Source organism: Serratia sp. 22278, from assembly GCF_052045405.1.
GTDB classification, from domain to species: domain Bacteria; phylum Pseudomonadota; class Gammaproteobacteria; order Enterobacterales; family Enterobacteriaceae; genus Serratia; species Serratia marcescens.
The window spans coordinates 1-18,195 of sequence record NZ_JBQEOW010000014.1; the positions used below are offsets into that span (position 1 = coordinate 1).

Here is an 18,195-nt window from a genome sequence, read left to right on the forward strand (position 1 = left end):
AGAGTAGGACACTGCCAGGCATCAAACAAAGCCGAAAGCCCTGAACTGACGTTCAGGGCTTTTTGCTATGCGTAAAACGTCAAAAAGCGCAGCTACGCTGCGCCTTTCAACCACTCGACAATAAAGTCGGCGATGCTTTCCGGTCGGTTGAGATCCAGCTGCTTAACCGTGATGGATAGCGATCGGTCGCTGGCTACCGCTATAACAAACTGATCCAGCATATCTTCCAACGGTCTGCCGATCTCGGCCCGATAAAGCAGGATCTTGCTGACCGGTTCATGTTTGAACCCTTCCACCAGGATCAAATCGACCTTATCGGCGTCAAAGCGCCCCGCCAGATAATGCAGATCCAACGGTTGTTGCTCCGGCGTTTCGGTCATTAATGCCCAACGCCGATCGCTGGCGACCAGCGTTTGGTCTGCGCCCGCTTTACGCAGCTCATAGCTGTCTTTACCCGGCGTATCCACATCCATATCGTGGTGCGTATGCTTTATCAGCCCAACCCGTATCTGGCGCTGTTTCAGCAACGGGATCAGCTGTTTGAGCAGGGTGGTTTTCCCCGTACCGCTGTAAGCGCCGATGGCCAGCAAGGGGGGCAATACAGGATTCATTTCTTTAGCTCTCGTGTTTGTTGCCAATGTCGGCAGTCTGCCGGCGTATTCAGGTTATGAAATGCCGCTTGTTGCCCGCTGAACACTACGCGTTGTGCGCCAATTTGATGCAAGAACAGCATCAGCTTGCGTTCACCGCGCGCCAGATAGTCGGCCAGCTGCGGTGCTATTTGGCTATGCAGTAACGCCAGGGTGGGGTGATCACGTTCGCCATCGCTGGCAAAGGCCGCCTGCGCCGCGCCTTTTTGCTGCCATAGCTGAGCGACTAAGTCGGCGGGAAAGTCGGGGACATCACAAGGGACGAAGGCCACCCATTCGCTGGAAGATTGCTTGAGCCCGGCCAGCATGCCGGCCAGCGGCCCGGCGAAATCGGGCGTCAGATCTCCAATCACCGGCAAACCGCTCGCCTGATAACATGCCTGATTGCGATTGGCGCTGATGACGATGGAAGTCACCTGCGGCCGTAACCGAGCCAATACGTGTTGATAGAGTGCGATCCCGCCAATCGACACCAGGCCTTTGTCTTCACCGCCCATGCGCGTGGCCCGTCCGCCGGCCAAAATGACGCCGCTGATTTCTTTATGCATCTCGTTTATCCCGCCTTGTCGATGGGCTGATTGTAGCGCTAAAGCAGACGTGACATCAGGATTTACCTTTATTGACAAGCCGGTTCTTTCACTGCGTGGGTAAGCCTGTTACTTTGTGAGTTTATTCATGCTATTGGACGATATTGAGATGAAAACGCATCGCGTAAACGAGTTGATCGAGCTGTTGCACCCGGCCTGGCAGGAAGATCCCGATCTCAATTTGATGCAGTTTTTGCAAAAGCTGGCGAAGGAAGCGGGCTTCCAGGGCGAGTTGTCCGAACTGAGCGACGACATTCTCATTTATCACCTGAAAATGCGCGGTAGCGCCGGCACGGATCAGATCCCGGGTCTGAAGAAAGATTACGAAGAAGATTTTAAGACGGCGCTGCTGCGCGCGCGCGGCGTTATCAAGGACTGATCCTCGTGCGGTGCGAGAAAGCATAGCGCGTGAAATGCGCCATTAATGCTACTATTTCTCATTCCCGGCACCGTGCTGTCAGCGATCAAACGAACGTTATGAATAACTCTGCTTTTAATTTCGACACCCTGTCGCCCGATTTGATTATGGACGCGCTAGAAGGAGTTGGCCTGCGCGTCGATTCCGGCCTGACGGCGCTGAACAGCTACGAGAACCGTGTCTATCAGTTTATGGACGAAGATCGCCGGCGCTACGTGGTGAAGTTTTACCGCCCGGAGCGCTGGAGCGCCGCACAGATCGGTGAGGAACATCAGTTCGCTCTGGATCTGGCCGGCGCGGAGATCCCGGCGGTGGCGCCGTTGGCGCTGCAAGGCGCTACGCTGCATACGCACGGCGGCTTTTTCTTTGCCCTGTTCCCCAGCGTGGGGGGCCGGCAATACGAGATAGACAATCTGGATCAGTTGGAATGGGTGGGCCGTTTTCTGGGGCGTATCCACCAGGTCGGCGGTGAGCGTTTGTTCGCCGAGCGGCCAACGATGGGGATTGAAGAGTACCTCACCGCCCCGCGCCAGGTGCTGGCCGATTGCGAGCTGCTACCGGCAACGCAGCATGACGCGTTCCTGCAGGCGACGGATAATCTGATTGCGGCGATCAAGTCGCACTGGCATCTGAACTGGCAGCCGCGCCGTTTGCACGGTGATTGCCATCCGGGCAATATTCTGTGGCGCGATGGCCCGCTGTTCGTCGATCTTGATGACGCGCGCAACGGCCCGGCAGTGCAGGATCTGTGGATGTTGCTGCACGGCGAACGTCGCGATCAACTGATGCAGCTGGATGTCTTGCTGGAGGCGTATAGCGAATTTGCCGAGTTCGATCAGCGCGAGCTGGCGTTGATTGAACCACTGCGGGCGATGCGCATGGTGTATTACCTGGCCTGGGTCGCTCGCCGCTGGCAGGATCCGGCCTTCCCTAAGAGTTTTCCGTGGATGGCGGAGTCTGATTTCTGGTTGTCTCAGACTGCGGCCTTCACCGAACAGGTTAAGCTGTTGCAGGAGCCCCCTCTGCAGCTGACGCCAATGTATTGAAGCTTTAACACAATGGAGAGTTTAGTCTTATGAAAAAAATATGGTTGGCGCTCGTTGGCATGGTGATGGCATTCAGTGCCTCGGCGGCACAGTTTAGCGATGGCGCTCAGTATGTGACTCTGGACAAACCGGTGACCGGCGAGCCGCAGGTGTTGGAGTTCTTCTCCTTCTACTGCCCGCACTGCTACCAGTTCGAGCAGGTCTATCATGTGTCTGAGAACGTAAAGAAAGCGCTGCCTGCCGGCACCAAAATGACCAAGTACCACGTTGAATTCCTGGGGCCGTTGGGCAAACAGCTGACTCAGGCATGGGCGGTGGCGATGGCGCTGGGCGTGGAAGACAAGGTGAGCCCGCTGATGTTTGAAGCGGTGCAGAAAACCCAGACCGTGCAAACGCCGGATGATATCCGTAATGTCTTCGTGAAAGCAGGTGTGACCGCAGCAGATTATGATGCGGCCTGGAACAGCTTCGTGGTGAAATCTCTGGTGGTTCAACAAGAGAAAGCCGCAGAAGATCTGCAGCTGCGCGGCGTGCCGGCGGTATTCGTCAACGGCAAATACATGGTTAAGAACGATGGCCTGGACACCAGCTCGATGGACGCTTACGTGAAGCAGTTCGCCGATGTGGTTAAATTCCTCAGCCAGCAGAAATAAGCCAGACCCCATGCGAAAACGCCGGCATCGCCGGCGTTTTTTTATCCATATTGCCGTTTCAATTTATCCAGCAACCGATCTTTTTCCTGCCATAGCGTATTCAGCCACAGCTGGAAGCGCCGCTTGAACTGCTTGTCGTTGAAGTAGTCCCCGTGCAGGGTTTCATCGATCGGCAGCGTCTCTATTCTCACCACGATACGCGTCAGCCGCCCGCACAGCATATCCCTAAAAGGCCGTTGGTTATTTTCCGGATAGAGCAGAGTAACGTTCAATACTTTGTCGAACTGATTGCCCAACGCGCTGAGCGTAAACGCGATGCCGGCGGCTTTAGGCGCCAGCAAATTGCGATACGGCGAATTGCTTTTAATTTTCTTGGCTTCGGTGAAGCGTGAACCCTCGACGAAATTGACGATGGTGGTTGGACGCTGGCGGAATTTTTCGCAGGAACGGCGCGTCGTTTCGATATCCTTGCCGCGCTTTTCCGGATGCTTGAGCAAATAGGCGCGGGAGTAACGCTTCATGAATGGCATATCCAGCGCCCAGCAGGCCAGGCCGACAAAAGGCACCCAGGCGAGCTGTTGTTTGAGAAAATACTTATTCATTGGAATATGATTTCTGAACAGCACGCACAGTACGACAATGTCCGACCAACTTTCGTGGTTGCTGATCAGCAGATACCAGTTTTTGCGGTCCAGCCCTTCCAGCCCTTCAATATCCCAACGCAATTGCCCGTTAATGCGCAATAACAGCGCCAACCCTTGGCACCAACACCACATCATGAAATCGGCGAAAGCCGAGATATATCGCCAGACGGCGGGAATGGGCACCAGGAGTTTCACGATGCCGGCCAGCGTGATGGGGATGGAGCACAACACCGTCACCAGAATGGTAAGTATGACGGAAATGATAAAGATAACAGGCGTTAACAATCTTGGCATGATTATGGGCTGACGGTTGTTGGGAACATCGTTGCATGCCAAAACGCATGAACAAAAACGCATTTTAACAGAAATCGCCGGGGTAAAGCGCCGCTAAAAATCACTGTTTTTCGTCTCATCGGATAACCAGTTGCTGAGTTTTCGTGCAACTTGTCCAGCTTGTGCTATGGTAATTGAGGCGCCGAATTTGATGAATAGTGCGATTAAAATCCGGCGAAAGTTATATCCACAAATCCAATAAAAGCCAATAATAAAGCGTCGCCGGAATTCGTTCTTTTAACGCGGTGATTTAAATAGGAATTTTATTCGCCGTTATAACGATAATCGCAGCGTTATAATTCGGTCTCTTTTCTATGCACAAAGTTATCCACAGGTAAGATCTTGCGGATCCTCGCACACAATCACATCATTTTCGTCCGCGATGCACGCTAAGGTTCGTCTCCGACGGCCAGCTATGGCATGCTTACCCCTATGTCCGATCACGATAAAGAAACGCTATGGCCCAGATTGCAGAAAACCCACTAATCCTGGTTGACGGTTCCTCCTACCTCTACCGCGCTTATCACGCCTTCCCGCCGCTGACCAACTCGGCGGGCGAGCCGACCGGCGCGATGTACGGCGTGCTGAATATGCTGCGCAGCCTGCTGCTGCAGTATCAACCGAGCCACGTTGCCGTGGTGTTTGATGCCAAAGGGAAGACCTTCCGCGATGATCTCTTCGCTGAATACAAGTCACACCGGCCGCCGATGCCGGACGATCTGCGCGCGCAGATCGAGCCGCTGCACAGCATGGTCAAGGCGATGGGCCTGCCGCTGCTGGTGACGCCCGGCGTTGAGGCGGACGACGTTATCGGTACGCTGGCGCTGGAGGCCGAAAAGGCCGGCCATGCGGTGCTGATCAGCACCGGCGACAAAGACATGGCGCAGCTGGTGACGCCGAACGTCACCCTGATCAACACCATGAACAACACGATCCTCGGTCCGCAGGAAGTGTGCGACAAGTACGGCATTCCGCCGGAGTTGATCATCGACTTCCTGGCGCTGATGGGCGATTCATCGGACAACATTCCCGGCGTACCGGGCGTGGGCGAGAAAACCGCCCAGGCGTTGCTGCAGGGTATCGGCGGGCTGGATGCGCTGTACGGTAATCTGGAGAACATCGCCACGCTGAGCTTCCGCGGCGCCAAAACCATGGCGGCCAAGCTGGAGCAGAACAAAGAGGTCGCGTACCTCTCCTATAAACTGGCGACGATCAAAACCGACGTCGAACTGGATCTGACCTGCGCGGACCTGACGGTCTCCGCGCCGGATGTCGACACGTTGCAACAGCTGTTCAAACAGTACGAGTTCAAACGCTGGCTGGCGGACGTGGAAGCCGGCGTCTGGCTGGAACACAAGAAAGGCGCGGGCGTGAAAGCTGCCGGCGCCGCCAAACCGGCTGCCGCCGTGGAAGCGCCGAAAGCCTTGGCGGAAGCCAAGCTGTCCCAGGATGGGTATGTCACTATCCTGGACGAAGCGACCTTTACCGACTGGCTGGCGCGGCTGAAAAAGGCTGACGTATTTGCCTTTGATACCGAAACCGACGGTCTGGATACCCTGACCGCCAACCTGATCGGCCTGTCCTTCGCGATCGCGCCGGGCGAAGCGGCTTATTTGCCGGTGGCGCACGATTATCTGGATGCGCCGGCGCAGCTGGATCGCGCTTATGTGCTGGAAGCGCTCAAGCCGCTGCTGGAGGACGAGAAGGCGCTCAAGGTCGGGCAAAACCTGAAGTTCGACATGAGCCTGCTGGCGCGCTACGGCATCGAGATGCGCGGCATCGCCTACGACACCATGCTGGAGTCCTATGTGCTGGACAGCGTCGGCGGCCGTCACGATATGGACAGCCTGGCCGATCGTTATCTGGGCCACAAAACCATCACCTTTGAAGAGATCGCCGGCAAGGGCAAAAACCAGCTGACGTTCAACCAGATCGCGCTGGAGCAGGCGGCGCCTTACGCCGCTGAAGACGCCGATGTCACGCTGCAGCTGCACCTGGCGATGTGGCCGCAGCTGAAACAGAGCGCGGAACTGCTGACGGTATTCAATGAGATTGAAATGCCGCTGCTGCCGGTGCTGTCGCATATCGAACGCACCGGGGTGCTGATCGATCCGGCCATTTTGTCGGCCCATTCCCAAGAGCTGGCCAAGCGTCTGGCTGAGCTGGAAGCGCAGGCCCACGAGCTGGCGGAAGAGCCGTTCAACCTGGCGTCGACCAAGCAACTGCAGGCGATCCTGTACGAAAAACAAAAGCTGCCGGTGCTGAAGAAAACCCCGGGCGGGGCGCCGTCCACTAACGAAGAGGTGCTTGCCGAGCTGGCGCTGGACTACCCGCTGCCGAAGGTGATCCTGGAATACCGTGGCCTGGCGAAGCTGAAGACCACCTATACCGACAAGCTGCCGCTGATGATCAATCCGGTCAGCGGCCGGGTGCATACCTCGTACCATCAGGCGGTGACCGCCACTGGCCGCCTCTCCTCGAGCGATCCGAACCTGCAGAACATCCCGGTGCGCAACGAAGAAGGGCGGCGCATTCGCCAGGCCTTTATTGCGCCGGAAGGTTACCGCATCGTCGCGGCCGACTACTCGCAGATCGAGCTGCGCATCATGGCGCATCTGTCACAGGATGAAGGGCTGCTGAAGGCCTTTGCCGAAGGGAAAGACATTCACCGCGCCACGGCGTCGGAAGTCTTCGGCGTGCCGCTGGATAAAGTGACCGGCGAGCAGCGCCGCAGCGCCAAGGCGATTAACTTTGGTTTGATTTACGGCATGAGCGCTTTCGGCCTGGCGCGTCAGCTGGGGATCCCGCGTGGGGAAGCCCAGCGCTATATGGATCTCTACTTCGAACGTTACCCGGGCGTGCTGGATTACATGGAGCGCACCCGTCAGCAGGCTTCCGAGCAGGGCTATGTCAGCACGCTGGACGGCCGCCGTCTGTATCTGCCGGACGTCCGCTCCAGCAACGCCATGCGCCGCAAGGCGGCCGAGCGCGCCGCCATCAACGCCCCGATGCAGGGCACGGCGGCCGATATCATCAAGCGTGCGATGATCGAGGTCGACGCCTGGCTGCAGGGGCAGGAGAAGCCGTTGGTGCGCGCGATCATGCAGGTGCACGATGAATTGGTGTTCGAGGTGCATGAATCGGTGATCGACGAAGCCAGCCAGCGTATCCGCCAACTGATGGAAGGCAGCATGACGCTGGCGGTGCCGCTGAAGGTCGATGTGGGCGTCGGCATGAACTGGGATGAGGCGCACTGATCGCCGGGTTATCGCCGTATGCGCTAACTGGCTAGAAGCTAAGCACTTTTCGTAATTAAGCTACAAGATGCGGCGATAGTTTCCCCAACTTCGCCGTTCTTGCGCCGCAAATTGTGTAAGTAAACTACAAAAAATTCTTTTTCCCTGCGAAAAAATGATGTAGAGTTACAGGCGTAGGGTACAGAGGTAAGATGTTCTATCTTTCAGACCTTTTACTTCACGTAATCGGATTTGGCTGAATATTTAGCCGCCCCAGTCAGTATTGACTGGGGCGTTTTTTATTGTAAAAACAGCAGCAAACCATACGTTTTTCCTATCGCTCGGCTCCGCTTTTCATTTCAGCTTCCGCTCCCTCAATCCGCGTAATTCGGCGAGACAAGCCCGTTTTGGCAATAAGTCTTTATGATGGCTTTATTTCAAAAATGTAATTAGATAACGAAAAATCCCGCCTGCGGCCGATCTGCGGGCATAAAAAAGCCGATGCGGCGAGGCATCGGCTCAAACGTGCGATCAGGGCTTATTCGCCGATGTCCTCTTCCGGCAGCACTTCCGGCGGGATCTCGTTAAACCAGGTGTCCAGCTTCTGGCGCAACTTGTCGACGCCGATCTTTTTCAGCGATGAGAAGGCTTCGACCTGGATATCCCCCATAAACGGCAGCACCGCTTCACGCACCATGTTGAGCTGCGCCTTGCGTGCGCCGGAGGCCAGCTTGTCGGCCTTGGTCAGCAACACCAGCACCGGCGTGCCGACGTCGACCGCCCACTGGATCATCTGCTGGTCGAGATCTTTCAGCGGATGGCGGATATCCATCAGCACCACCAGCCCTTTCAGGCTGTTGCGCATCTGCAGGTATTCGCCCAGCGCGCGTTGCCATTTGCGCTTCATTTCTTCCGGCACTTCGGCGTAGCCATAACCCGGCAGGTCGACCAGACGAATGCCGTCTTCCACTTCGAACAGGTTGATCAGCTGGGTGCGCCCCGGCGTCTTACTGGTGCGCGCCAAGCTTTTTTGATTGGTCAGCGTATTCAGCGCGCTGGATTTACCGGCGTTGGAACGGCCGGCAAAGGCGACTTCAATTCCTGCATCCCCCGGCAGATGGCGAATATCGGGTGCGCTGGTGACGAAATGGGTCACATGATAGTTGTAGTTCTTGCTGGTCAAAATTTTTCGTCTCCGTGAGGATGGCTAACTGGTTGGCGATTATAACTGCATCAGCGGTAAAAATGGCGTGTTTCTCCGTTTTTAAGCGGCGGGGCGCGATAAAACGGCAGTTATGCCGACCGTACGTTGTGAGACATTTGCCATTCGAATCGCGGGTAATGTCGCTTTATTCGAAAGCGATATTTCTGTTTCTATTTTAAAAACAATGTGTTGTTTTTTCGTTGTGTGGAAATGTCAGTCAAATCGGCGTCAGGTGCCTTGAGCCTTCGCAACAATAACGTAAAGTACTCGTTAACGCAGGGTTGCGCAGGATTAGGGAACATCCGGGAAGGATGACAAATCTCAGGGAATGCACAGGGCGTGCAATGAGTGCCAGGATGAACGCAAAAGGAAGTGACCCTTTCGCACCGGAATAGGCGGCAGGCACATCGGATGGTGAAGTATCGGCAGTTTGGATGCCCGCAGGAAGCACGCTCGGGAAGAGCGGATGCGAATGGATTGCGCCATGGACGATTTTCCTTTCAGGATGAAGGACGTAGTGGCAGGGAATGCGGTTATAGCAGAAGGAAAAACCGGGATGTTGCATGTGCGCAAGGAGCGCGTAACAGGAATACCCTTCGCAAGAAGGTGCGAAATAGGCGGCAGGTTTAACCTGCCGCCTTTTTTCTTTGTCCGCTTTCTGCTAGATTCCGCCGCAATTCTATACTGAATCTACATACCTAAGAGCACACGCTATGAACCAGCCATCAAAAGCACCTCGCGGCAGCGCGGCGAAGTCAAAAACGAAAAAGAAAAGCCGTATGGAGCTCGATCAGGAAGCGCGCGAGCGCAAACGCCTGAAAAAGCGCCGCGGCCACGCTTCCGGTTCACGCACCCAGGTTGAGTCCGGCAGCCAAAAAAACAAATCGGCGGCGGAAGCCAAAGATCCGCGTATCGGCAGTAAAGTGCCGGTTGCGCTGGTGGTCGACGAAACCAAAGTGAAGGCCAAACCGCAGCCGAAGCCAAAGGCCGAAGCGAAACCGCGCCTGTCGCCGGAAGAAGAGCTGGCGAAGCTCGAAAATGACGAACGCCTGAACGCGCTGCTGGATCGCATCGACGATGGCGAAACGCTGAACGCGCAAGAACAGGCGTATGTCGATAAGACGCTGGATCGTATCGATGTGCTGATGGACGTGCTGGGCATCGAGCTGGGCGATGAAGACGACGAGGAAGAAGAAGAGAAGCAGGAAGATATTCTGAAGCTGCTGAAAGGCGGCAACCCGAAAGACGCCTTTTAACGCGCCATGTGGCTGATCCCGACAATAGCCCTACTCTTGATGTGTTATCTGCTGTGGTTATTCGGTAAACTATGGCGGCTGTCTAAGCGCAAAGCGCGTTTTCGCAGCGCTTCCGTGGCCAGACAGCGCAGACAACCGCCCCTCTCCCGGCCCGGTAGAAAAAGATATCGGAAGGAGTGAGCATGTCAGAGCAGACGATTGTCTGGGATTTGGCCCTGATCCAAAAATATAACTACTCAGGGCCGCGTTATACCTCATACCCCACGGCGCTGGAGTTTAACCAGCGCTACGACGAAGCGGCGTTTCAACGCGCCGCGGCGCGCTACCCTGAGCGGCCGCTGTCGCTGTACGTGCATATCCCTTTCTGCCATAAGCTGTGCTATTTCTGCGGCTGCAACAAGCTGGTGACGCGCCAGACGCACAAGGCCGACGAATACCTGAACGTTTTGGCGCAAGAGATCGCCAGCCGTGCGCCGCTGTTCGCCGGCCGCAAGGTTGGCCAGATGCACTGGGGCGGCGGTACGCCAACCTACCTGGACAAAGCGCAAATCAGCCGGCTGGTGGCGCTGCTGCGCGAACATTTTGATTTTCTGCCCGATGCGGAGATGTCGATCGAAGTCGATCCGCGCGAGATAGAGCTGGATGTGCTCGATCATTTACGCGCCGAAGGCTTTAACCGTTTGAGCATGGGGGTGCAGGATTTCAACAAGCAGGTGCAGCAGTTGGTCAACCGCGAGCAGGACGAAGCCTTCATCTTCGCTCTGATCGAACGGGCCAAAGCGCTGGGCTTTCGCTCGACCAATATCGATCTGATCTACGGCCTGCCGAAACAGACGCCGGAAAGCTTCGCTTTCACGCTGCAGCGGGTGGCCGAACTGAATCCCGATCGCCTCAGCGTGTTCAACTACGCGCATATGCCGAATTTGTTCGCCGCCCAGCGCAAAATCAAAGACGCCGATCTGCCCAGCGCGCAGCAGAAGTTGGATATCTTGCAGCAGAGCATCGCGTTCCTGACTGACGCCGGCTATCAGTTCATCGGTATGGATCACTTTGCACATCCGGACGACGAGCTGGCGATCGCCCAACGCGAAGGCAAGCTGCACCGCAATTTCCAGGGCTACACCACCCAGGGCGACAGCGATCTGCTGGGGCTGGGCGTGTCGGCCATCAGCATGCTCGGCGACAGCTATGCGCAGAACCAGAAAGAGCTGAAGCATTACTATGACAGCGTATCTGCGCAGGGCAACGCCCTGTGGCGCGGGCTGGCGCTGACGGATGACGATTGCCTGCGGCGCGATCTGATCAAAACGCTGATCTGCAACTTCCGGTTGGCGTATCAGCCGCTCGAACGGCAATACGGCATCGATTTCACCGCCTATTTCGCCGAAGACCTGCAGCTGCTGGCGCCGTTTGAACGCGATGGGCTGGTGGAGCGCGATGAGCAGGGCATTCGCGTTACGCCGCGCGGGCGTCTGCTGATCCGCAATATCTGCATGTGTTTCGACCGCTATCTGCGGCAACAGGCGCGCAGCCAGCAGTTCTCTCGGGTGATCTGAGGATGAAAAAACAGCCGCTGATGCGGCTGTTTTTTTAACTGAAGAAGTTAATCAGCGCGGCGCACAGCACCGCGGCGACCGCCGCCTGCGGAGTGTGGCTGGCGGCGGAGCCCAGCTCCGCGCCCTGAGAAATGAATGCGATGAACGAGTCCAGCATCGTCAACCTCCAGAGTGTGCGACACGATCATACTGCGCCCGCACCGGCTGTAAAGCCTGCGGTTGGCGTTTTTTTGTGCGCCGGACTGCGTTTTTCATCATCCATCCCCGTTCCTATTCCATGCCCAGCTCTTTAAGCTTGCGGGTGAGGGTATTGCGCCCCCAGCCCAGCAGGCGCGCGGCTTCCTGTTTGTGCCCCTGGGTGTGGCGCAGGGCGGTGGTGAGCAGCGTGCGCTCCATTTCCGGCTGGGCTTCCGACAGCAGGTTTTGATGACCGGAACGCAGCGCGCGATCGGCCCACTGCGCCAGCAGCGTGGCCCAGCTGTCCGGCAGACTGTGGCTGGGGCTCTCCGGCGCGGCGGTTTCGAACAGCTCACCCGGCAGATCCTGAATCAGCACTTCCTGGCCGGCGGCCATCACCGTCAGCCAGCGGCAGGTGTTCTCCAACTGGCGCACGTTGCCCGGCCAGGGCAGGCGGGTCAGCGCGGTTTCGGTTTCCGGATGCAGGTTCTTGGCCTCGACGCCCAGCTCTTTGGCGGCGATCTGCAGGAAGTGGCGCGCCAGCCGCGGGATGTCTTCACGGCGCTCGCGCAGCGGCGGCAGGTGTACGCGGATCACGTTCAGGCGGTGGAACAGATCCTCGCGGAACTTGCCTTCCTGTACCCGCAGCTCCAGGTTCTGGTGCGTGGCGGCGATGATGCGCACGTCGACCTTCACCGGCGCATAGCCGCCGACCCGGTAGAACTGGCCGTCCGCCAGCACCCGCAGCAGGCGCGTTTGCACGTCGAGCGGCATATCGCCGATCTCGTCGAGGAACAGCGTGCCGCCGTCGGCCTGTTCAAAGCGCCCCTGGCGGATTTGGTTAGCGCCGGTGAAGGCGCCTTTCTCGTGGCCGAACAGCTCGGACTCGATCAGATCCTTGGGAATAGCGGCCATGTTCAGGGCGATGAACGGTGATTTGGCGCGCGGGCTGTGGCGGTGCAGCGCATGCGCCACCAGCTCTTTACCGGTGCCGGATTCGCCGTTGATCAGCACGCTGATCGACGAACGCGAGAGCCGGCCGATGATGCGAAACACGTCCTGCATCGCCGGCGCCTCGCCGATGATGTCCGCCGCCGGATCGCTGGCCGGCTGGCTGCGCACCGGCTGCTGCTGTTCCTGATAATGGCTGATGGCGCGCTCGACCAGCGCCACCGCTTCGTCGATGTCGAACGGCTTCGGCAGGTAGTCGAAGGCCCCTTGCTGATAAGCGCTGACGGCGGCGTCCAAATCCGAATGCGCGGTCATGATGATCACCGGCAGCATCGGGTGACGCTGTTTGATCTGCTTGAGCAGCGCCAGACCATCAATGCCCGGCATGCGGATATCGGACAGCAGCACGTCGGGAGTTTGCGTGGCCAAGGCTTCCAGCACGTCATTGCCGCCTTCGAAGGTGGCGCAGCTCAGGCCCGCGCCGGTGAGCGCGCGCTCAAGCACCCAGCGGATGGAGCTATCGTCATCGACGATCCAGACTATCCCTCGTTGCATTGCAAACCTCACTGACGAATGGGCAGGTAGACCGAGAATTCGGTATGACCTGGCCAACTGTTGAATTCAATTTTTCCGCAATGCTGATCGATCAGATTGCGGGCGATGGATAATCCCAGGCCGGTACCGCCTTCACGGCCGCTGACCATCGGGTAGAACAGCGTGTCCTGCAGCTGCGCCGGCACGCCGGGGCCGTCGTCTTCGACGTCGATGCGCGCCGCCAGTCGGTAGCGGGTGCCGTGCAACGTAATCTGAAACGCGGTGCGGGTGCGCAGCGTGATGGTGCCGCCCGCCTCGCCCAACGCCTGCAGCGCATTGCGGGTGATGTTCAGCAGCACCTGTTCTATCTGATCCGGATCGTGGGCCATTTCCGGCAGGCTCGGATCGTAGTCGCGCACCAGCGTGACGTTATCCGGCATTTCCAGCGACACCAGTTGGCAGACGCGCTCCGCGACCTGATGGATGCTTTGGGTGATGTGCTGGCCGGGCCGTTGCGGCCCGAGCAGGCGATCCACCAGATTGCGCAGCCGATCGGCCTGCTCAATGATCACCTTGGTGTATTCGGTCAGCGCCGGATCGGGCAGCGCCTTGGCCAGCAGCTGCGCCGCGCCCCGCAGGCCGCCCAGCGGGTTTTTGATTTCGTGCGCCAAACCGCGCACCAGATCGCGGGCCGCCACCTGTTGGGCATGCTGCAGCTGTTCCTGGCTCAGGCGGCGCTGATTGTCCATCGGCGCCAGCTCGACCAGGATATAGCCTTCCGGCAGCGCCTGAGCGGTCAGGGAAAGGATATGCGCGCGGCCGTCGACCACTAGGGTCACTTCGTTATCGGTGAAGCCCTGCCCGGCGCGCAGGCTTTCGCGCATCAAAGAGACGTTCAGCGAAAAATAACCGAGCAAATCGGGCAGCGGCGTACCGAACAGCTTGCGGGAGCTTTGCGCCAGCAGCTGCTGTGCCGCCGGGTTGGCGTAGTGAACCGCCAGTGAGTCATCCAACAGCAGGATGCTGTTGATGAGTGAATTGAGGATCTGCCCAGCATCGGGCAGCTTGCCAGTTGCCATACAGCAGACTCCTGCACCTTTTTAGTGCATCTATCCTACTCCATCCGGGATCGACACGGTATGGAATAGTTTTGCAGAAAATACGGTGGAGAAAAAAACCCATCCGAAGATGGGCTGAAAGTTTCCACGGCAACAAAAAAGCGATAACAAAAATTGTGGGCGCCGTCCGCCAGGGCAGACGGCGCGGGTAGAACTTAGACGCTGTAGTACAGTTCGAACTCGACCGGGTGTGGCGTCATGCGAATGCGGTCCATCTCTTCTTTGCGCAGTTCGATGTAGGCATCGATCGCATCGTCGGTGAACACGCCGCCGCGGGTCAGGAACTCGCGGTCTTCGTTCAGTGCGGCCATCGCCTCGTCCAGCGAGCCGGCCACTTTTGGGATCTCGGCTTCTTCTTCCGGCGGCAGGTCGTACAGGTTTTTGTCCATGGCGTCGCCAGGGTGGATCTTGTTGATGATGCCGTCCAGGCCGGCCATCAGCAGCGCGGCGAAGCACAGGTATGGGTTAGCCGCCGGATCCGGGAAGCGGGCTTCGATGCGGCGCGCTTTCGGGCTGGCGACCACCGGGATACGGATGGACGCGGAGCGGTTACGGGCGGAGTAAGCCAGCATCACCGGCGCTTCGTAGCCCGGCACCAGACGTTTGTACGAGTTGGTGGTCGGGTTGGCCAGCGCGTTGATCGCCTTGGCGTGCTTGATGATGCCGCCGATGTAGAACAGCGCGGTTTCAGACAGGCCGCCGTATTTGTCGCCGGCGAACAGGTTGGTGCCGTTCTTGGACAGCGACATATGGCAGTGCATGCCGGAACCGTTGTCGCCGAACATAGGCTTCGGCATGAAGGTCGCGGTTTTACCGAAGGCGTGCGCCACGTTGTGCACTACGTACTTGTAGATCTGAATTTCGTCGGCTTTCTTGGTCATGGTGTTGAAGCGGGTCGCCACTTCGTTCTGACCGGCGGTCGCCACTTCGTGGTGGTGCGCTTCAACCACCAGGCCCATCTCTTCCATGGTCAGACACATGGTGGAACGCAGATCCTGCGAAGAGTCGACCGGTGGAACCGGGAAGTAACCGCCTTTCACCGCCGGACGGTGGCCTTTGTTGCCGCCGTCGTATTTTGTGCCGGAGTTCCAGGCGCCTTCGATATCGTCGATCGCCACGTGGGAACCGCGGATGCTGCTGCCGAAGCGGATGTCGTCGAACAGGAAGAACTCAGGCTCTGGCCCGAACAGCACGGTGTCCGCGATGCCGGAGGAGCGCAGGAAGTCTTCGGCGCGTTTGGAAATGGAGCGCGGGTCGCGATCATAGCCTTGCATGGTGCCCGGCTCGAGAATGTCGCAGCGAATGATCAGCGTAGGTTCTTCGAAGAATGGATCCAGAACCGCCGTGCTGGCGTCCGGCATCAGCACCATGTCAGATTCGTTGATGCCCTTCCAACCACCGATAGAGGAGCCGTCAAACATTTTACCTTCTTCGAAGAAGTCGGCGTTTACCTGGTGAGCCGGGATAGTCACGTGCTGTTCCTTACCCTTGGTGTCAGTGAAACGCAGGTCTACGAATTTCACTTCATGCTCATTCAGCATCGTCAAAACGTGTTCAGCGGACATACTTAACTCTCCCGGTTTATCATTGTCGTCGTCGTGGAACGAATCTGTGGAACTGGCTTTTTTTCGCCTTGAAAAGACTAAAGCGAAAAGCGTGCCAACTTTTAAAAAAGGCTTTCATCGCCTTTCTGCGCGGGTTTTACCCAACCCCAGTATGCACCATCAGTGATAAATTGCACCGAAATGGTGCAATTGGAGTGAGCGAGGGCACTGAAATGGTGCAAAAGTGCAACGATTGCGGCTTTTTGCACCGTGAAAGGGATCACAAACTGACCGGTACGCGGTTGTTTATAAGAGATGGTTGTGATCTTGTTTAGTCCCTCGCTTAATACGTGTACAATAGCGCGCTATTTCTAATGCCCGAGGCAAAGCTGTGATCGAAAATTTGCGTAACATCGCCATTATTGCCCACGTTGACCATGGTAAAACCACCCTGGTTGATAAGCTGCTGCAACAATCCGGTACTTTCGGAGAGCGTGCGGAAGCCACCGAACGCGTAATGGACTCCAACGATTTGGAGAAAGAGCGTGGGATTACCATCCTCGCAAAAAACACCGCCATTAATTGGAACGGTTACCGTATCAACATCGTGGATACCCCAGGACACGCCGACTTCGGCGGCGAGGTAGAGCGCGTGATGTCGATGGTTGACTCGGTGCTGCTGGTTGTGGATGCAATGGATGGCCCTATGCCGCAAACCCGCTTCGTGACCAAGAAGGCCTTCGCCAATGGTCTGAAGCCGATCGTGGTCATCAACAAGGTTGACCGCCCTGGCGCGCGCCCTGACTGGGTTGTGGATCAGGTGTTCGACCTGTTCGTGAACCTCGACGCGACCGACGAGCAGCTCGACTTCCCGATCATCTACGCTTCTGCGCTGAACGGCATCGCCGGCGTCGACCACACCGACATGGCGGAAGACATGACCCCGCTGTATCAGGCGATCGTCGACCACGTGTCTGCGCCGCAGGTTGAGCTGGAAGCGCCATTCCAGATGCAGATCTCCCAGTTGGACTACAACAACTACCTGGGCGTTATCGGCATCGGCCGCATCAAGCGCGGTAAAGTGAAGCCGAACCAGCAGGTCACCATCATCGACAGCGAAGGCAAAACTCGCAACGGTAAAGTGGGTAAAGTGCTGGGTCACCTGGGTCTGGAGCGTATCGACAGCACCCTGGCGGAAGCGGGCGACATCATCGCCATCACCGGCCTGGGCGAGCTGAACATCTCCGACACCATCTGCGACACCAACGCCGTAGAAGCGCTGCCGGCGCTGTCCGTCGACGAACCGACCGTCACCATGTTCTTCAACGTCAACACCTCGCCGTTCTGCGGTAAAGAAGGCAAGTACGTGACGTCGCGTCAGATCCTTGACCGTCTGAACAAAGAGCTGGTGCACAACGTGGCGCTGCGTGTTGAAGAAACCGACGATGCGGACGCCTTCCGCGTATCCGGTCGTGGCGAGCTGCACCTGTCGGTGCTGATCGAAAACATGCGCCGTGAAGGTTTCGAGCTGGCGGTTTCCCGTCCGAAAGTTATCTTCCGCGAAATCGATGGCCGCAAGCAGGAGCCATTCGAGAACGTGACGCTGGATATCGAAGAGCAGCATCAGGGTTCCGTGATGCAGGCGATGGGCGAGCGTAAAGCCGACCTGAAAAACATGGATCCGGACGGTAAGGGCCGCGTGCGTCTCGACTACGTGATCCCAAGCCGCGGTCTGATCGGCTTCCGTAACGAATTCATGACCATGACTTCGGGTACCGGTCTGCTGTACTCCACCTTCAGCCACTACGACGACGTGCGTCCGGGCGAAGTGGGCCAGCGTCAGAACGGCGTGCTGATCTCCAACGGCCAGGGCAAAGCGGTCGCGTTCGCGCTGTTCGGCCTGCAGGATCGCGGCAAGCTGTTCCTGGGCCACGGTGCGGAAGTGTATGAAGGCCAGATCATCGGTATTCACTCACGTTCCAACGACCTGACCGTAAACTGCCTGACCGGTAAGAAGCTGACCAACATGCGTGCTTCCGGTACTGACGAAGCGACTACCCTGGTTCCGGCCATCAAAATGACCCTGGAGCAAGCTCTGGAGTTCATCGATGACGACGAACTGGTAGAAGTGACGCCAACCTCGATCCGTATCCGTAAGCGTCACCTGACGGAAAACGATCGTAAGCGTGCCAGCCGCGGTCCAAAAGACGCTTAATCGCTGATTGAGTGTCTCATGCTTAGGGCGCGGTTCTCGCGCCCTGAGTTTTTTCCTCTGTTGTTCCCCGTTT

General features: G+C 57.5%; 16 protein-coding genes. 8 read left to right on the top strand and 8 right to left on the bottom strand.

Going from position 1 to position 18,195, the window contains the following annotated elements; all coding sequences use genetic code 11:
• Positions 1 to 92: 92 nt before the first annotated feature.
• Together mobB and mobA are read right to left on the bottom strand one after the other, a co-directional pair.
• Positions 93 to 611 (bottom strand): molybdopterin-guanine dinucleotide biosynthesis protein MobB, encoded by a 519-nt coding sequence (gene mobB / locus ACTJJ6_RS20185; protein WP_049299555.1) that lies wholly within the window; start codon positions 609 to 611, stop codon positions 93 to 95.
• Positions 608 to 1,198, bottom strand: coding sequence for a molybdenum cofactor guanylyltransferase MobA (gene mobA / locus ACTJJ6_RS20190; protein WP_049299556.1), 591 nt, complete (start codon positions 1,196 to 1,198; stop codon positions 608 to 610). The genes mobB and mobA overlap by 4 nt, the downstream gene beginning before the upstream one ends.
• Positions 1,199 to 1,346: 148 nt before the next feature.
• Here mobA and ACTJJ6_RS20195 point away from each other — a divergent pair, with 148 nt between their 5' ends.
• From ACTJJ6_RS20195 to dsbA, 3 genes are all read left to right on the top strand, one after another.
• Complete coding sequence (locus ACTJJ6_RS20195) at positions 1,347 to 1,616, top strand: YihD family protein (RefSeq protein WP_004931268.1); 270 nt, start codon at positions 1,347 to 1,349, stop codon at positions 1,614 to 1,616.
• 98 nt (positions 1,617 to 1,714) lie between these two features.
• Positions 1,715 to 2,701: a serine/threonine protein kinase gene (locus ACTJJ6_RS20200; protein ID WP_049299557.1), complete on the top strand. Its 987-nt coding sequence runs from the start codon at positions 1,715 to 1,717 to the stop codon at positions 2,699 to 2,701.
• A 29-nt stretch (positions 2,702 to 2,730) separates the two neighbouring features.
• Entirely contained in the window at positions 2,731 to 3,354 is a 624-nt protein-coding gene (gene dsbA, locus ACTJJ6_RS20205) for a thiol:disulfide interchange protein DsbA (RefSeq protein WP_004931264.1), read from the top strand.
• A 41-nt stretch (positions 3,355 to 3,395) separates the two neighbouring features.
• On the opposite strand, the gene ACTJJ6_RS20210 is transcribed toward dsbA, so the two are convergent.
• Positions 3,396 to 4,292 (bottom strand): acyltransferase, encoded by an 897-nt coding sequence (locus tag ACTJJ6_RS20210; protein ID WP_028128069.1) that lies wholly within the window; start codon positions 4,290 to 4,292, stop codon positions 3,396 to 3,398.
• A gap of 497 nt (positions 4,293 to 4,789) precedes the next feature.
• On the opposite strand from ACTJJ6_RS20210, the gene polA reads away from it, so the two are divergent.
• Both polA and ACTJJ6_RS20220 read left to right on the top strand, forming a co-directional pair.
• The gene (gene polA, locus ACTJJ6_RS20215; protein WP_193843162.1) at positions 4,790 to 7,588 is read left to right on the top strand and encodes a DNA polymerase I; all 2,799 of its coding nucleotides are present in this window, start codon (positions 4,790 to 4,792) and stop codon (positions 7,586 to 7,588) included.
• Positions 7,589 to 7,779: 191 nt separating this feature from the next.
• Entirely contained in the window at positions 7,780 to 7,827 is a 48-nt protein-coding gene (locus tag ACTJJ6_RS20220) for a spot 42 RNA, inhibition of DNA synthesis (protein WP_071892919.1), read from the top strand.
• Between the two features lie 278 nt (positions 7,828 to 8,105).
• On the opposite strand, the gene yihA is transcribed toward ACTJJ6_RS20220, so the two are convergent.
• On the bottom strand, positions 8,106 to 8,750 hold the full coding sequence (yihA, locus tag ACTJJ6_RS20225) for a ribosome biogenesis GTP-binding protein YihA/YsxC (RefSeq protein ID WP_004931258.1): 645 nt from the start codon (positions 8,748 to 8,750) through the stop codon (positions 8,106 to 8,108).
• 734 nt (positions 8,751 to 9,484) lie between these two features.
• On the opposite strand from yihA, the gene yihI reads away from it, so the two are divergent.
• Together yihI and hemN are read left to right on the top strand one after the other, a co-directional pair.
• Positions 9,485 to 10,027 carry a Der GTPase-activating protein YihI gene (yihI, locus tag ACTJJ6_RS20230; protein WP_015379455.1) on the top strand — a complete coding sequence of 181 codons (543 nt, stop codon included), beginning with the start codon at positions 9,485 to 9,487 and terminating at the stop codon, positions 10,025 to 10,027.
• A gap of 182 nt (positions 10,028 to 10,209) precedes the next feature.
• On the top strand, positions 10,210 to 11,583 hold the full coding sequence (hemN, locus tag ACTJJ6_RS20235; protein WP_049299559.1) for an oxygen-independent coproporphyrinogen III oxidase: 1,374 nt from the start codon (positions 10,210 to 10,212) through the stop codon (positions 11,581 to 11,583).
• Positions 11,584 to 11,617: 34 nt separating this feature from the next.
• On the opposite strand, the gene ACTJJ6_RS20240 is transcribed toward hemN, so the two are convergent.
• The 4 genes from ACTJJ6_RS20240 to glnA form a co-directional block, all read right to left on the bottom strand.
• Complete coding sequence (locus ACTJJ6_RS20240; RefSeq protein ID WP_004931250.1) at positions 11,618 to 11,740, bottom strand: YshB family small membrane protein; 123 nt, start codon at positions 11,738 to 11,740, stop codon at positions 11,618 to 11,620.
• Between the two features lie 113 nt (positions 11,741 to 11,853).
• Complete coding sequence (glnG, locus tag ACTJJ6_RS20245; protein ID WP_015379452.1) at positions 11,854 to 13,266, bottom strand: nitrogen regulation protein NR(I); 1,413 nt, start codon at positions 13,264 to 13,266, stop codon at positions 11,854 to 11,856.
• A gap of 8 nt (positions 13,267 to 13,274) precedes the next feature.
• Positions 13,275 to 14,324 (bottom strand): nitrogen regulation protein NR(II), encoded by a 1,050-nt coding sequence (glnL, locus tag ACTJJ6_RS20250; RefSeq protein WP_004931246.1) that lies wholly within the window; start codon positions 14,322 to 14,324, stop codon positions 13,275 to 13,277.
• Positions 14,325 to 14,518: 194 nt separating this feature from the next.
• A complete protein-coding gene (glnA, locus tag ACTJJ6_RS20255) occupies positions 14,519 to 15,928 on the bottom strand; it encodes a glutamate--ammonia ligase (RefSeq protein WP_004931244.1) in 1,410 nt (469 codons plus the stop codon).
• A 370-nt stretch (positions 15,929 to 16,298) separates the two neighbouring features.
• Here glnA and typA point away from each other — a divergent pair, with 370 nt between their 5' ends.
• Positions 16,299 to 18,122 carry a ribosome-dependent GTPase TypA gene (gene typA, locus ACTJJ6_RS20260; protein WP_004931243.1) on the top strand — a complete coding sequence of 608 codons (1,824 nt, stop codon included), beginning with the start codon at positions 16,299 to 16,301 and terminating at the stop codon, positions 18,120 to 18,122.
• Positions 18,123 to 18,195: the final 73 nt, after the last annotated feature.

Coding starts and splice junctions, on each gene's coding strand:
- mobB (WP_049299555.1), bottom strand. CDS start 611: ATGAATCCTGTATTGCCCCCCTTGCTGGCCATCGGCGCTTACAGCGGT.
- mobA (WP_049299556.1), bottom strand. CDS start 1,198: ATGCATAAAGAAATCAGCGGCGTCATTTTGGCCGGCGGACGGGCCACG.
- ACTJJ6_RS20195 (WP_004931268.1), top strand. CDS start 1,347: ATGAAAACGCATCGCGTAAACGAGTTGATCGAGCTGTTGCACCCGGCC.
- ACTJJ6_RS20200 (WP_049299557.1), top strand. CDS start 1,715: ATGAATAACTCTGCTTTTAATTTCGACACCCTGTCGCCCGATTTGATT.
- dsbA (WP_004931264.1), top strand. CDS start 2,731: ATGAAAAAAATATGGTTGGCGCTCGTTGGCATGGTGATGGCATTCAGT.
- ACTJJ6_RS20210 (WP_028128069.1), bottom strand. CDS start 4,292: ATGCCAAGATTGTTAACGCCTGTTATCTTTATCATTTCCGTCATACTT.
- polA (WP_193843162.1), top strand. CDS start 4,790: ATGGCCCAGATTGCAGAAAACCCACTAATCCTGGTTGACGGTTCCTCC.
- yihI (WP_015379455.1), top strand. CDS start 9,485: ATGAACCAGCCATCAAAAGCACCTCGCGGCAGCGCGGCGAAGTCAAAA.
- hemN (WP_049299559.1), top strand. CDS start 10,210: ATGTCAGAGCAGACGATTGTCTGGGATTTGGCCCTGATCCAAAAATAT.
- ACTJJ6_RS20240 (WP_004931250.1), bottom strand. CDS start 11,740: ATGCTGGACTCGTTCATCGCATTCATTTCTCAGGGCGCGGAGCTGGGC.
- glnG (WP_015379452.1), bottom strand. CDS start 13,266: ATGCAACGAGGGATAGTCTGGATCGTCGATGACGATAGCTCCATCCGC.
- glnL (WP_004931246.1), bottom strand. CDS start 14,324: ATGGCAACTGGCAAGCTGCCCGATGCTGGGCAGATCCTCAATTCACTC.
- glnA (WP_004931244.1), bottom strand. CDS start 15,928: ATGTCCGCTGAACACGTTTTGACGATGCTGAATGAGCATGAAGTGAAA.